This is a genomic window from Bradyrhizobium sp. in8p8 (assembly GCF_000426845.1).
GTDB lineage: Bacteria > Pseudomonadota > Alphaproteobacteria > Rhizobiales > Xanthobacteraceae > Bradyrhizobium > Bradyrhizobium japonicum_C.
Genome location: NZ_AUGD01000008.1, coordinates 353,140 through 367,745, shown reverse-complemented (window position 1 = coordinate 367,745; position 14,606 = coordinate 353,140). Strand labels below are relative to the sequence as shown.

The following is a 14,606-nucleotide window of genomic DNA, read 5'->3' as shown; positions in this document are numbered from 1 at the left end:
GCAAAATCGATCTGCTTCAAGCCAGACTAATCGGTGCAGAATAGTCGGCGCTGCACCAAACTTGCGTCAGAGCCAAATTTGCAAGCCGATTGACAGCCAAGGCGCGCGGCGTGAAGTTAGGCAATCCCAACGGTGCCCGTGCGCTCCGGGGAAAGCAGGTAGGCAATGCGAAGGCTGTAGAGGCGCTCAAGCGCGGCGCGGTGCAGAGGGCTACCGACCTTAAGGGCATCGTGGATGACATCAGGGGCTCTGGGATCACCACGGTACGCGGGATCGCTGATGAACTTCACACGAGGGGCATTAGGGCTCCTCGGGGAGACGTGTGGCATCCGACTGCCGTCTCCCGCCTTCTCAGCCGCATCGACGCCAAATAGGAGAAATTGCGATGTACGGCTGGTTCAAGCTTATTTGCCTGCGACGGTCGTGCGAAGCCTCCGGGGAACATGCGAGCCAATGGGTCCCATATCATCCCATGGGACCCTTTTTGAACATCATTGACGATGCGGTTTCAAGTTCCTTCGGTTAAAGCCTGCTGCCGCCGCCGAGCTTACGGCTGCAATGTATGCCACGGGATTTGCATCCATCTCGCACGGAAAAGCCTATCGGTCACCTCCGCATGTGCCGGCGAAGGTCGCAAGTAGCTGCCAGAGAGTAATCTATTAGTACGGGCGCTGATCTGCTTCATTCCGAGCCTCACATGAGGGAGCGCCCGGTGCCCAATGAACTTCAAGACCAATTTCACGAGCTATCATCTCGGCAGCGAATTTTAGTTCTGCGTTTCGTTACGGCAATTCAAGTGCTGCAGACGCTCTACTACCACCTCACCACCGATCAAGCGTATACGTTCTTGGCGGTTTGGGCTGAGGAGGGACTTCCCGTGTCTGTGCTGGCGCGCCGCTGCGGTATTAAACCGGTCACTGTTTCAATGCACCTGCGTCGACTAACTTCGCGTGTCATAAGAAGTAAACCTGGTTTCGACCTTCTTACCGTCGTCGATGATAGGCGAAATGATCTACGGTTACGTCACGTTTTTCTCACGGAGCGCGGGCATCGCCTCGCCTCTCGCATGATTGAGGTCATGCAAGACAATCCAAGGAAGCGAATTGGCCCGATGGGCGAATTGCTTTTCGAGGATGAGGTCTAAGGTGGCCGGAGGACGCTTCGCACTCGCAGTGTAACTTCTGCGACGCTGGCACTTCGGATTACAGCTGAGGCAGCTTAGACGGTCCGAGATGAACAAGCGCGAATGGGTCCCATACACGACCATGGGACCCTTTCTGCTCATCGGTTGCTACCCGATTTCAAGTTCCTCGGCTTTAAGCTGCCGCCGCCACCGAGCTGGCAGCAGCAGGGTGAACCGTACAACTCTGACGTCCGCTCTGGTGCCATCACGGACGACAGCCCAATACAGTGGAGAGTCTCATAAGGGCCAATACCGGACATTCTGTCGGCTGGATCTACAATAGTGGCGAGGGGTCAACGAACGAATTTGAGCACCCGTCCTTGACCGTCATTGTCCTCAAGGCGGCGCCTCGCCGGTCAAACAGACACCATTGAGGATCACCCTCAGCAGTCATGAATGACGATACGTAAAGGCCTTCTGACAGAGCTACGACGATTTCGGGCAGCCGCCCGACTACTGATAGCTCGGTAACGACCTTGTTGCGGAGTAAATCGAACGTTGGCTCCCACAGGGGCTCCTCGCTCCAACTCCCGCACACGATGGACGTAGCGTTTTCAATCCGCCAACTCCATTGGATCATCAATGTAAATTCGCCGCATGGGTTGCCGGGTGTTCCGTTGCGCCGGGTTCGAGGTGTAAGCAGCCCGAACTCCAGAAAAATTGCCGAGCCATGGCCTCGCCAGAGATAAGACAGAGGTAGACCTATCAGGAGCTCGCGAAACGCCTCCAAGATACTACCGAGACTGTTGCTGAGGGGCGGACTTCCGTGATCACTCACGCTGCTGTGTTCCGGTTGGCCCCTTACGGAAGTATGTCTTTGGATCAACAAGCGCGGCGAAACCGGCGGTAAGAAAAATGATCGCGACAAACAGGACGGTGATGGGGTCAATAAACAAATAGAGAATCGCCGCGATTGATGTAAGCAGCAGAGCGGGGCCGATCAAAACGGGGTGCGATCTAAACCAGTCCAGCACCTTGAACACGAGCGTATTGCCTCGCTGATGGGACCACGACAATACCAGATCTACCTTATCTCTTCACTGCCAAGGATGTTCAAAATCGCTTCAATCGCTCATTTAGCTCTCAAGGGGTCGCAGGTTCCGCTTCGGGTCAACAACTGACCTTCGGTCCTCTCTGAGCCATTTCCGTTCAGCCCTAACTTGCGGACATTCGCCGCCCTAGTCATTGAGGTGCACGCGCCGTGGAGAAATTAGATGTTGCAGGTGACGTGACCGCCTGCGATCCCACTCGGCGGGACACCCTGCGAGAAAAGCAGCGCCGGACACGAGCGGCAAATCATCGGGGCCAACTTGAATACGGCCGGGCGTGTGTGTGGATGGGTTCGCACACTCATCGCAAAAGCCGATGGTGCCTAATGAGACCCAATTGTGGCACGGAGCATCCAGGGTGCCTCGAGAGCACACTATGGGTGTCACTGCGGGGACTTGCTCGGCCGTCGGTTCACCGCGCCCGGGCTGGGCCAAAACGAGTTCCTCGGGCTCCCAATGGGCGTGCACGGGGGCCTGAGAGGCGCATGCGACGGAGCCACCTCGCGCTTTGATACGGGTTAAATGCCACAGCCAGAAATTGCGTGACTGCCTCCGCAAAATCTGTGGTATCACGCCTCTGGAAGACTCTACGGAGTCCGCTGATAGCCGCTTGGCCGACCTCTACCGCGTTGCCCGAGCGTCTCCCCAAGGCATTCCTGAGTCACCGCAAGGCCTTGCAGCCCGATCCCAACAGGGGCGACAAAATCGACCGCGTAGAGGCAGGTGGAACCCTTCCTGCGCGGAGAGGCCCGACGGCAACATTTGTTCTACGTTATGGCCAAGTGTCTCGCTGGATAGACCTTCCCTAGACAATCACCAATATAAAACCTCCTATGGTCTAGCAGGTGCTTACAGGCACAGGACCTTCACCAGTTCTCTGAGTCCTCCTCAGGGTCCAGTCTCGGCACTACTCCGGTTTGCTTGCGGAAGTGATGGATGAGAGCTTCCTTGGCCACTTTGAAGTTCGACACCGGAACGATGAGGCTGTCGTGTACAGGTAGGCTCGGTACTTGATGATCGCGCATCAGCGTCAGCATTGCGCCGATGATTGCCTCGCTCTCGATGTACATGAGGTCACCGTAGTCTCGCACACGGCCTCTGATTTCACCGCCCCAGCGAGCCAGAAGGGGATGGCGCTCTAGCACCTTCTCTTTGATCCACTTCATCGGATAGAGCTTGGGATCGAAACCTGACAACCCCTTTTTGGCGAGTTGCAGCTCCAGGGTTCGCTTTACCTCTGTGCTCCACTTGCTAAGCAGCTTGCTGTTGCCAAACGACGCGTTGATCCAGAACTTGGCTACATGCCTGTCGAGTGCTGTCGGCCCAAGGATCCCTGCGTAGGCATCTTCAGTGCTATCGAGTTGCTGATCGCAAAGCGCGTAGAAGATGGTGAGGTACGAGGATGATATGTCGATCTCTACAACACGTTCCCCATTGATACGCATTTGCAGGCGTGTAGGCTTACTCGCATCCTCCGAAGTCTCTGGCAGGTTCTGGTAGCAGCTCGGCCCTTGAGGCTGGGAGTAGAGGCGGCCGCCCTTATTCCATCGGTAGCCCTTGGTGTACGCGTGGAATATTCGTATCCACCCAAGGTGCTTAATCGTCGGATGTTTCGGATGTGTAAGGGTCTGCTTGGCGAAGAACGCGTTCAGTTCGGCGACATCACGGCGTAGCTCAGCGACCCTTGGTGTATTCGGTGTCGGCTCGGGAGGCTTAGTGAGCCGGATTAGCTCGGAAGGCATCATGAACTCGAACTTGAAATGTTCGAGGACGTTGGCCGGTGTAATGCCGTGTCCCGCAGCAATCTCCAAGAGCCTCGGTGTGGCCCTGTAGCGGGTTAGCTTGCCCGAGCTTGGACCTGGGTTGCCGAACTCCAGCCTGCCCGGATAACCCGGCTTATGCTCGATCAGGCCAGCCTCAAGCCACGCCGTCCTAACACCATCGAACATGCGCCATTTGACGTATTGGCCGGTGTAGTCGCCCTTGTCGTGTGAGCACATGAGCCAGCCCTCGCTCCGATCGCGTTCGACGGCAGCAAGCAGATCGGCGATGAATGCGCCTACGGCGTTCGCATAGTCGACCAGTGTCTTGTGGCGTGCGTACGCCTTGCCCTTGGCCGCCTGCGGCCTCGGATAGCGCTCGGCCAAATCGCTGGTGAGCATGAAAGCGCTTGATGATGCTGGTATTGCACGCAGGGTCGCCAAGGGCGCACGCGACAGGTCGAGGCCGGGGTAGTTAATCTTGTCGATTGCCGCTTTGAGAGCCTTCACGCCCCAGCGCTCCAGCATGGCCTTTGCGCCATACCTTCGGCTCACAGACTTCCCGCTACTGCGGCCCGCTAGAGCATCCCGCAACTCTTCGTCGGGTGTCGCTTGGCGAAGCGCATCCTGAAAGCCGTGCCGGAAGCTATGGAAGACCTTGTTGGTGTCCTTGACGCCTACATGGTTGCGCAGGTGCCGCCCCCACCATTTCGCCCAGCCTCTCAACGCTCCCTTCTGATCAGGAGCAACAGTGGGGAACAACCAAGCCTGCTCGCCATCCTTTCGGCGCTCTGCCACATAGTTGAGGAAGCCGATGTCGATAAGCAGAGGATGTACTGGCACCACTCGTTCCGATGATTTTGTCTTCAATCTGCGCCCCGCCTTGACATCACGGGTGAACCACATGAGCGGAACGGCTGTTTGCTCATCCTCCCGAATGTCAGAGACACGGAGACCTGCGTATTCGGCCTGACGGGCTCCGGCGAAGAGTGCGAGCAACGGAAGCCATATCCCCGCCGCTCCCTTCGCTCCCACCGGGAGCTTGTGTTCGGTGAACAGGGGAGCATTGAAGATGGTCTGCAAGTCGCGCGCGTCAAAGGGTTCACGCTGGGACTGCTCCTCTTCTAGTCGCATTTCATTGAAAGGGTCAGACCAGGGAGCGTCCTCAGGCACAAGCCCGTTATGCCGTCCCCATCCGGCGATAGCCTGTACCGCGCCCAACTGCTTATTGACGGTGCCCGGTGATACCTTCTGGATTGTCGGGTGTGAGCGACCATAGTCGCTAAGGTCCCGCAGTGATGCCTTCAGAAGTGCCCCCTTGCGAGACTTCGGCACCAATTGCAACGCTTCGCGGAACGTGCGCGCGTGGGAGCGCTTGATTTCCGTGATGGGCAGATCGCCGTGCAGTTGGATGAACATCTCGATGGCTCGACCGTACTCATGCACCGTGCCCTCCGGCCGTTCACGCTCTTTCTTCCAGCCCTCGAAGGCTTCACGTAGCGTGCCCCCCTGTTCACCCGTGGGAAGCTGAGAGAGCGCGTAGAAAGATTGAGGTGTCTCAATCGGCTCACCTACATTCCGCCTCTCGATGTCCCTGATGGCGCGAACATATGCCGTTAGCACCGCCATACCGAGCTTTCGGTACGACTGGCTCTTGCGGTCAACGTTGAGTTGGAAATCACTCAGCAGTTCATCCAGCTCCTCGCGGATGACGCTGATGTCGCCGCGAGCCAACGCGGGCGGGACGATGGCAAGCTCGTATTCGAGTGTGCCAACGCGCTTCAGCACTTCGCGGTCCGACAGGCCAGCCTCTGGGGTCACACCTACGGCAAATGGGGTTTGATACTCGACACCCGCCGCACTGAGCTGCTTCGCGATGCTTTGAAACAACGGCTCGGAGCCAGTGCCCTCGCGGCGCTCCTCCTCATCATTCGCCAATCTGGCTGCGTAGTATGCTTCTGCCATGCGCTTTATCTGCGCAACAGTCAGCGATGGAGTTACGGGACGCTCCTTCAGTAGCGCTTCAGCATCGGCAATCGTCCGGTCGAAGTCAGCGAGGACGTGCGTTGCGGCCACATTCGCCGCCTTGAGGACCTTGGTCCCCAGTGACTTCTTTAGGAAGACTTGGCGACCACGTCCTGAATTGAGCACGCGCGCGACCGCCTCTTGAAGGCGTTCGGGCACCTTCCGTTGCGCGTAGTAAGTCCCGTGCCTGTCCTTAATCAGTCCCATCAACGCGCGCATCAAAAGCTACCACGCAGTGCTACCACCAGAGCGTAGTCAAAGCCATGATTTGCGTGATGTTTTTGAAATCTCAGCGCTTCTAGAGCCGCTGGCGCTCCCTAGGGGAATCGAACCCCTGTTTCAGCCTTGAGAGGGCCGCGTCCTAACCGCTAGACGAAGGGAGCGTGAGGGGTACCGAATAGCCTCGAAATTTGTCTGCCGCAAGGACCCCGATGGGCCTTTTACGGCTCATTGGCAAATTTCAGCTTTCCGGCCGGCTTCAGCGTGTGGGCGTCGAACGTGCGGATCTCGGTGACGCCACCGAGGTCCAGCGTGACCACGAGCCGGTCGCCGGCGACACCGGTCGAAACGATCCTGGCGCCCTTCGGCAGGGTGGCGGTGACGTCGCCGCCGGCCTCCACCGCCCTTCCCTCCGACTTGAAAAGGCGGTAGCCCACCGCGATCAGCACGGCGCAGAACGCCAGCGCCGTGGTCAGCCCCGCGATCAGCATCATCCGCCTCACCCGCGCGAATAGCGCGGCCTGTTCGGGGGTCGGCTCGGGAACATCGGTATCAGACGTCGTCATGGAAACTCTTGGCCCTAAGGATCTTGGCTCTGCGCAAAGGTTGGAGGTCGTGGTCGTCGGCGATGAGGGCTCGGCCCGGCTCGACCGCGTGCTGGCGGCGCGCCTCACCGAGCTGTCGCGATCGAGGCTGAAAGCCCTGATCCTGGCGGGCGCCGTCCACCTGAAGGCCTCCGCGGTCCGCGACCCCGCTTATCACGTCAGTCCGGGCGATACGATCATAATCGACGTGCCGCAGGCGGCGCCCGCCGAGCCCAGGGGCGAGGATATCGCCCTCGACATCGTATTCGAGGACGATGACATCGTCGTCCTCAACAAGCCCAAGGGGCTGGTGGTGCATCCCGCGGCCGGCCACGAGACCGGCACGCTGGTGAATGCTTTGATCGCCCATTGCGGCGCCTCGCTGTCTGGCATCGGCGGGGTGCGCCGGCCCGGCATCGTGCACCGGCTCGACAAGGACACGACGGGGCTGATGGTGGTGGCCAAGAACGACCTCGCCCATGCCTCGCTGTCGGCGCAGTTTGCCGACCACGGCCGTACCGGCGAGATGCGGCGCGGCTACATGGCCTTTGCCTGGGGGGTGCCGAACCGGCATCGCGGCACGGTGGACGCGCCGATCGACCGCCATCCGCATGCGCGCGAGAAGATGGCGGTGCGCCAGGGCGGCCGCGAGGCGGTCACGCATTGGGAGATCCTGGAGAGCTTTGCCGGGCGGGACGGCAAGCCGGTGGCGAGCCTCCTCGCCTGCGAGCTCGAGACCGGGCGCACCCACCAGATCCGAGTCCATCTCGCCCATATCGGGCACCCGCTGATGGGGGATGCCGTCTACGGCCCGCATTTCAAGACCAAGGCCAACCAGCTTGGCCCCGAATCGCAGGCGGCTTTGGCCGCGCTGGGACGGCAGGCCTTGCACGCCTATCTCCTGGTATTGGAGCACCCCAGGACCGGAGAACTTCTGCACTGGGAGGCGCCGCTGCCGGAGGATTTGCTTCTCCTTCAGCGTGCCCTCCAAGCGGAGCAATGACGCAGGACGGTTCAGAAAGACTTTACATTACAAAAAGTTATAGCGGCCACACGGCCTCGTGACGTCAGCAATCCTTCCCTTTTCGACCCCCGATAGGGTATATTGCGCTTGCGTTGAATGACCAACGCGGAACATCGCAGCCCGACCGGCTTTGACACAGCGGTCGTCTGCCTGGCCCGCCGCTATCGGGGGCCTGAACCTTTTGGAGGGCGCACTATGGCCCGTACCGCTGCTTTGCCGGTCCTCAATGGAGAATCCGGCCTTTCTCGCTACCTCGCCGAGATCCGCAAGTTTCCGATGCTGGAACCCCAGCAGGAATACATGCTCGCCAAGCGTTGGCGCGAGCATGACGATCGTGACGCGGCGCACCAACTCGTCACCAGCCACCTCCGTCTCGTGGCCAAGATCGCCATGGGCTATCGCGGCTACGGCTTGCCGATCTCCGAGGTCGTCTCGGAAGGCAATGTCGGCCTGATGCAGGCGGTGAAGCGCTTCGAGCCCGACAAGGGCTTCCGTCTCGCGACATACGCCATGTGGTGGATCAAGGCGTCGATTCAAGAGTACATCCTGCGTTCCTGGTCGCTCGTGAAGATGGGTACCACCGCGAACCAGAAGAAGCTGTTCTTCAACCTGCGCAAGGCGAAGAGCAAGATCAACGCGCTGGATGAGGGCGATCTCCGCCCCGACCAGGTGAAGATGATCGCAAAGCGCCTCGGCGTCACCGATCAGGACGTGATCGACATGAACCGCCGCCTCGGTGGTGACGCGTCGCTAAACGCTCCGATCCGCGACGACGGCGAGGCCGGCGAATGGCAGGACTGGCTGGTCGACAACACGCCCAACCAGGAAGCCATGATGGCGGAGCACGAGGAGTATGATCACCGCCGTGATGCGCTGAATGGCGCCATGGGCGTGCTCAACCCGCGCGAACGCCGCATCTTCGAGGCGCGCCGCCTCGCCGACGAGCCGATGACGCTGGAGGACCTTGCCGCCGAGTTCGGCGTGTCGCGCGAGCGCGTCCGCCAGATCGAGGTCCGCGCCTTCGAGAAGGTGCAGTCCGCGGTCAAGGGCACGATCGCAAGGCAGGAACAGGCCGCGCTGGAAGCCGCGCACTGAGCGAGGTGTTTCGGCACCAGAGATTGGCGGATCGAAGGAGAGAAGAAGCCGGCGGCAGCGCCGGCTTTTTTGTTTGTCTGATGCGCTTCTACGGCTGGACCGCACGGGCGGTGTGACCCGCTCCCGTCATTTCGGGGAGCGCCTCTTGGTGCGAACCCGGAATCCATCAGGCCGCAGCTGGTGCAGGAATGGATCCTGGGTCACGACGTCGTCGCGCCCGGAATCGCGGTGGGCCTATTCCCCCCACATCCGCGCCAGCGTTGCGAGCCAGCAGCCTTCGCAATAGCGCGCGTCCTTGTAGTCGACCCAGTTGTGCGCATAGACGCGCTCGAGCGGGATGTCGTAGCGCGCGCGCAGGATCTTCACGAGGATCTTCCACGCCGCGACCTGTGCTTCGGTCGGGCCCGTCGCCACGTCGGGATAGTTGCCGGCGAACTCGACACCGATCGAATTGTCGCGCACCACCTGGCGATAGGTCGGCTTGTTGTCGATGTATTTGTTATCGTTGCGGTTGGCGCCGTCGCCGTGGGTCGGCACGTGGTTTTCGGCCACCGCCCAATAGACCGTGCCGTCGGTCTCGACCCAGACCGTGACGCCGCGCCGCGTCGGATTCTTCGCCTGCGCTTGCGCGCCCCCGCGCGCCGAGCCGGCAGGTCCCTCGGTCTGGTGCACGATGATATTGCGCCAGGGGTGTGCGTTACGGACGTCGCCCCATGGCGCCAGCCAGACGATGTTAAGGCCGGGGATGTCAGGCGTGCCCGAGGCGCGCGCGAGCTTTGCGAGCTCGGCCTCCACCGCGGCGGCGGGGGCGACGAGAAGCGCAGCGAAAACGGCCGCAGCCAGGCGAGACATCATGCGGGTCCAATATGACCCGAGCCTAGCAGGCTTCATGCGAATTTGCGCAGTGCCTCGACCGCCTCGGGCGAAAGCGGCGGCGGGGCGGGATCATAGACAGCGAAGTCGTTCTTACCGTTCTTCTTGGCGGCATAGAGAGCATGGTCGGCGTTGGCCATCAGGCGGTCCGGGGATTCCCCGATGCTGCAATCCCACTGCGCGACACCGATCGAGATCGCGATCGGAATGTCGCTGCCGGTGCAGCCGGCAGCATCCTGACGGCACGCCTCGAGCACGCGCCGGGCGATCAGCGCGCCTTCGCGCAAGGAGGACGACGGCAGCACGACGCAGAACTCGTCGCCGCCGGTGCGGGCGAGCATATCGCCGGGCCGCAGGCGCGTCTGCGCCATCAGGGTGAAGTGCTTGAGACACGCGTCGCCCGCAGCGTGGCCGTGGGTGTCATTGATGGCCTTGAAGCCGTCGAGATCGATTACCAGGAGCGAGAACGGGACGCCGCTGCGCTCGGAGCGGGCGCATTCCTCGGTCAGGCGCTGCAGCAGATGCCGCCGGTTGGCGACGCCGGTGAGATCGTCGAGCAGCGCGAGGTCGGCAACCTCGTTGCGCAGCCGCTCGATCGCCATCAGGAGACAGGCGAAATTCCAGGCCATCGCCAGGAACACCAGCAGCAGGATCATCACCGACTGCAAACCGTTGAAGTTGATCGCGGTGACGGCGCCGCCATAGCCGAGCAGCGCCGCGCCGGAGCGGACGAGGTGAATGGACAGAAGCAGCATCCCGACGATCGCAGCGAGACGAGCGCCCGGATTTTCCCGGCCATTCTGCCTGCTGAGAAGCAGCGGCAGAGTCAGCACGACCGGGGTCGATTGCCCCAGCGAGTAGGTCAACACCCGCATCGGCATGTTGTCGACGGCAATCAGGAAGAAGGCGAGACTGGCGCTGCAGAGAAGCGAATTGGCGATCGCGGCCGGCCACGACACCGGGCGCTGATAGAACCGCGCCACACCCATGCAGGCGAGCCAGGACGAGAAGATCATCAGACCGCCGCCGACGATCAGCGGAAAGCGCGGGTCCATCACCTCGCGCAGCATCGAGATTCCCGCACCCGATGCCGCCAGCACCGCCGCCGCCGTCCAGTACCGCGCCGCCTCGAATTTGGGATAGGCGCGCGCCACATAGGCCCAGATTAGGCCCAGCGCCAGGAAGTTGATGACAATGACGGTCCAGAGTGTCGGCACGCTCAGCATGGCGACTGCGGGACACGCATGGTCCCGCCCTCTTCGTTCGGCAACTGCCCGTACATACCCGCCCCCATGTTCTTGTGGACGATCATGCGCGCGGCGCGCTTAATGGAGTCTCACCGCAATCGTGCAAAGCCGAGCCTTGGTTTTGGATTGATGAATCCGGCGACCCGGCCGACATCGTTAAGCAAGGCTTGCCGCGGACGAGCTGGTTGCGAGGAGAAAGCGTTGCGAAGCGGATTCGCGCGGCAAAATCATCCGAAAATGCATCAGAGCTGTGGATAAGACGATGACGAAGACATGACAGCGCGGGGCAGCCGGCTGCGAATCTGCTGAGTTTGTCATCGAGGATGTTGCGAGGCTGGCCCTCCGCCGAGCATCCCTCGTGTCGCGTTCCACCATTAACCCCTAAGAGGATACTATGGCTAAGAAAGCGAAGAAGGCGGCGAAGAAGAAGGCGAAAAAGGCCAAGAAGGCGAAGAAGAAGTAACGAAGCTTCTGTTTCTTTGCCCGGGTGGGGTGTCGCTCCGCCCGGGCGTCGGGTGGGATCGAACGGGTTTGAAATGGCGGGCAGCAGGCCCGTTTTTTTATTGCCTCGCTTGTTGGCGCCGATGCTGCTCCCTCGCCGCCTTTCTGACGAGGACTAGTGCTCCGCAAGGGCGAGCTTGGCGCCGAGCGCGGCAAATCCTGCGGCGAAGCTGCGCCGTAGCCACGCCATGACGCGGGGACGGGAGATAACGTGCTCGCGCACCGAGGCGGCGCAGAGTCCGTAGAGGACGAACACCGCAAAGGTCATGACCATGAAGGCGCCGCTCAATTCCAGCATGCGCGCCAGCACATGGGCCTCGTCCGCGGCGATGAACTGCGGCAGGAAGGCGAGGAAGAAGATCGACAGCTTCGGATTGAGTATGTTGATCAGGACTCCGGTGACGATGACGCGGCCACTCGATCGCTCGCGAATCTCACCGCCAACCGCCAGAGCTCCCGTCTCGCGCAGCGCCTGCCAGGACATGTAGAGCAGATATGCGACGCCGCACCATTTCAGCACGGCGAAGGCGAGCGCGCTGGTGTGGAGCACCGCGGCAAGGCCGAGTATCGCCGCCGCCATGTGCGGCACGATGCCGAGCGTGCAGCCGAAGGCGGCGGCGACGCTCGCCCGTGAGCCGCGAGTCAGTGCGGCGGCCAGCGTATAGAGCACGCCGGTGCCGGGTGAAGCGACGACGATGAGCGAAGTGAGCAGGAAGGACAAGGTCATGCGCGACCTTATCACCTCATCCGGCCGCGAGAAAGCGTGCCCCCTCAAGGCTGCGGTCAGGACAGCTGAGCGATCTCGGCTTCTCGCAAGACGTCGAGCGGCGCCCAGGGCTTGGCCCAGAACTTGGCGCCATCGGGCAAGGGCTGCTTCAGCGGGCGGCCGGAGGTGACGACGACGTCGAGCTTCGGATTGCGGTGCTTGGCGACATGCGCGAGCTCGACGCCGTTCATGCGGCCGGCAAGCTGGACGTCGGTCAGCATCAGACAGAGTGCCCCGGCGCTCTTGTCGAGGACGCGCTCGGCGGCCTCGGCGCTTTCGCACTGGATCACCTGGTAGCCGCTCTCTTCAAGGAGGACGCAAAGCATCTCCCGCTGCATGACGTCGTCTTCAACGATCAGCGCTGTCGCGCGAAATGGCTCTGCTTGTCCCATCGGCGGCTCCCAATGCATGCCTCCATAACGCATGTTAAAAATCGAGAGCGGCTGCGGTTCGGTTTCATTTCAAAAAAAAGTAACTCATAGTTCCATTATCAGGCACTTGACGGGGGAAACCATGACGACGATTCGCGGCGCCGCCGCAATCACGGGAGCCGCGAGCGGGATCGGCCGGGCACTCGCCATCGAGCTGGCGCAGCGCGGCTGCGATCTGGCGCTCGCTGACCGCGACGAGGCGGGATTAAAGGCGCTGGCGGCGGAGATCGGAACGACGCGCAAGGTCAGCGTGCATCGGGTAGACGTCAGCGAGCCCGCCGACATCGCACAATTCGCGAGCGAGGCGACCACGGCGCATCCCGCCCTCGGCATCGTCGTCAACAATGCTGGCGTGGCGCTGATGGGCTCGTTCGAGGAGATCGACCAGGCTCAGATGGACTGGCTGTTCGACATCAATTTCTGGGGCGTGGTGCACGGCACGCGCGCCTTCCTGCCTCACCTGAAGACACAGGCGGAGGGGCACATCGTCAATCTCTCCTCGATCTTCGGCATGATCGCGCCACCGGGACAATCGGCCTATGCGGCGGCGAAGTTCGCGGTGCGCGGCTTTTCCGAGAGCGTGCGGCACGAGCTAGCGATGGCGGGAAGCCCGATCAAGCTGTCGGTGGTCCACCCCGGCGGCGTCGCCACAGCAATTGCGCGCAATGCACGCACCGGCATCGGTGTCACCGACAATGCCCGCCGGGCGCAGTCGATCGAGCGGTTCGAGAATGCGGCGAAGACCTCGCCGAAGGATGCCGCGCTGCGCATCATCAGGGGCATCGAAAGAAACGAGCCGCGCATCCTGATCGGCAACGACGCTCGCTTCATGGACCTGCTGCAGCGCTTCCGCCCGGGAACGTACTGGGCCCCGCTGCAGCGGCGGCTGGAGAAGATGGCTAAGGGGACGTAGGGCCGTTGCGCTTCACCCTCCAGGGGAGGGTGAAGTCACTGCCCCATCAGCCGGTCGGCGAAATAGCCGATCGTCTTGCGATAGACCACCGCCCTGTTCCACTCGCGCATCGCCTCGAAATTCGGCGTGCCCTCGCCGTAGGGCTGACCCATCTTGAAGCCGCTGGTGTGGAGCAGGTTCGCGGTCGAGGCGAGCACGTCGGGGATGCTGTGGCGGAGGTCGACATGGCCGTCGCCGTCAAAATCGACGCCATACTTGATGTAGGACGACGGCAGGAACTGAGTCTGGCCGATCTCACCGGCATAGGCCCCGATGAGGTCGCGCAGCTGCAGGTCGCCACGCTGCACGATCTTGAGCGCGGCGAGCAGTTCGCCCTGGAACAGGTCGGTGCGGCGGCAATCATGCGCGAGCGTCGCCAGCGTGCGGATCACGGGCAGCTTGCCGGTGTCGCCCTTGCCGAAGTCGCTCTCCAGGCCCCAGATGGCGACGAGGATGTAACGGGGTACGCCGAACTTCTGCTCGATGCGGGAGAGCAGCGCGGCGTGACGCTGCAGCATCGCACGGCCCCCATTGATACGGCCGGCACCGACGCGGGTCGAGACATACTGCTCGAAAGTCTTGTTGAAGGTGTAGCGCTGGCGCCGGTCGAAGGCGAGCACCGCAGGATCAACCGTCACGCCACTGAGCGCCGCGCTCGTCACGCCTGCCGAGACGCCGGCTGCCTGCGCTTCCTGCGCCATGCTGGCAATGAAGCTGTTGAAGTCGCCGCCGCAGCGGGCGGCCTGCGCCGGCCCGCCGGCCAGAACAACGAAGGCGGCCGCGAGAAGCAGTCTCGACATGTGGAGCAATCCCCAGAATCCTTGCGCGAAGCAGCGCGGATCATGCCCGGGAACGAACCGAGCGTCAAAGCGCAAGGCTTGAAGCGCAGGGAAAGCC

At 61.7% G+C, this 14,606-nt stretch carries 12 protein-coding genes and 1 tRNA gene; 4 read left to right on the top strand and 9 right to left on the bottom strand.

What is annotated here, in order from left to right; genetic code table 11:
• Positions 1–712 precede the first annotated feature (712 nt).
• Positions 713–1,144: a helix-turn-helix domain-containing protein gene (locus K408_RS0121975; RefSeq protein WP_155248524.1), complete on the top strand. Its 432-nt coding sequence runs from the start codon at positions 713–715 to the stop codon at positions 1,142–1,144.
• Positions 1,145–1,953: 809 nt separating this feature from the next.
• Here the strand turns inward: K408_RS0121975 and K408_RS0121970 are convergent.
• The 4 genes from K408_RS0121970 to K408_RS0121955 all read right to left on the bottom strand — a co-directional run bounded on the left by K408_RS0121970 (position 1,954) and on the right by K408_RS0121955 (position 6,802).
• Positions 1,954–2,166 carry a hypothetical protein gene (locus tag K408_RS0121970; protein ID WP_024340345.1) on the bottom strand — a complete coding sequence of 71 codons (213 nt, stop codon included), beginning with the start codon at positions 2,164–2,166 and terminating at the stop codon, positions 1,954–1,956.
• Between the two features lie 932 nt (positions 2,167–3,098).
• Positions 3,099–6,236, bottom strand: coding sequence for a site-specific integrase (locus tag K408_RS0121965; protein WP_155248525.1), 3,138 nt, complete (start codon positions 6,234–6,236; stop codon positions 3,099–3,101).
• An 89-nt stretch (positions 6,237–6,325) separates the two neighbouring features.
• Positions 6,326–6,400: transfer RNA gene (locus tag K408_RS0121960), tRNA-Glu, on the bottom strand.
• A 57-nt stretch (positions 6,401–6,457) separates the two neighbouring features.
• Positions 6,458–6,802, bottom strand: a complete 345-nt coding sequence (locus tag K408_RS0121955; RefSeq protein WP_024340347.1) for a hypothetical protein — start codon at positions 6,800–6,802, stop codon at positions 6,458–6,460.
• Here K408_RS0121955 and K408_RS0121950 point away from each other — a divergent pair.
• Positions 6,705–7,823, top strand: coding sequence for an RluA family pseudouridine synthase (locus tag K408_RS0121950; RefSeq protein ID WP_433994143.1), 1,119 nt, complete (start codon positions 6,705–6,707; stop codon positions 7,821–7,823). The genes K408_RS0121955 and K408_RS0121950 overlap by 98 nt on opposite strands.
• A gap of 216 nt (positions 7,824–8,039) precedes the next feature.
• On the top strand, positions 8,040–8,939 hold the full coding sequence (gene rpoH, locus K408_RS0121945) for an RNA polymerase sigma factor RpoH (protein ID WP_024340349.1): 900 nt from the start codon (positions 8,040–8,042) through the stop codon (positions 8,937–8,939).
• 234 nt (positions 8,940–9,173) lie between these two features.
• Here rpoH and K408_RS0121940 read toward each other — a convergent pair whose 3' ends face one another.
• The 4 genes from K408_RS0121940 to K408_RS0121920 all read right to left on the bottom strand — a co-directional run bounded on the left by K408_RS0121940 (position 9,174) and on the right by K408_RS0121920 (position 12,718).
• Positions 9,174–9,794, bottom strand: a complete 621-nt coding sequence (locus K408_RS0121940; RefSeq protein ID WP_024340350.1) for a peptidoglycan recognition protein family protein — start codon at positions 9,792–9,794, stop codon at positions 9,174–9,176.
• Between the two features lie 32 nt (positions 9,795–9,826).
• Positions 9,827–11,038 carry a GGDEF domain-containing protein gene (locus tag K408_RS0121935; RefSeq protein ID WP_024340351.1) on the bottom strand — a complete coding sequence of 404 codons (1,212 nt, stop codon included), beginning with the start codon at positions 11,036–11,038 and terminating at the stop codon, positions 9,827–9,829.
• A 637-nt stretch (positions 11,039–11,675) separates the two neighbouring features.
• Positions 11,676–12,287 (bottom strand): LysE family translocator, encoded by a 612-nt coding sequence (locus tag K408_RS0121925; protein ID WP_024340352.1) that lies wholly within the window; start codon positions 12,285–12,287, stop codon positions 11,676–11,678.
• 56 nt (positions 12,288–12,343) lie between these two features.
• Positions 12,344–12,718, bottom strand: a complete 375-nt coding sequence (locus K408_RS0121920; protein ID WP_024340353.1) for a response regulator — start codon at positions 12,716–12,718, stop codon at positions 12,344–12,346.
• Positions 12,719–12,839: 121 nt separating this feature from the next.
• Here K408_RS0121920 and K408_RS0121915 point away from each other — a divergent pair, with 121 nt between their 5' ends.
• The gene (locus tag K408_RS0121915) at positions 12,840–13,670 is read left to right on the top strand and encodes an SDR family NAD(P)-dependent oxidoreductase (RefSeq protein WP_024340354.1); all 831 of its coding nucleotides are present in this window, start codon (positions 12,840–12,842) and stop codon (positions 13,668–13,670) included.
• Positions 13,671–13,705: 35 nt separating this feature from the next.
• Here the strand turns inward: K408_RS0121915 and K408_RS0121910 are convergent, their stop codons facing one another.
• On the bottom strand, positions 13,706–14,509 hold the full coding sequence (locus tag K408_RS0121910; protein ID WP_024340355.1) for a lytic murein transglycosylase: 804 nt from the start codon (positions 14,507–14,509) through the stop codon (positions 13,706–13,708).
• Positions 14,510–14,606 lie beyond the last annotated feature (97 nt).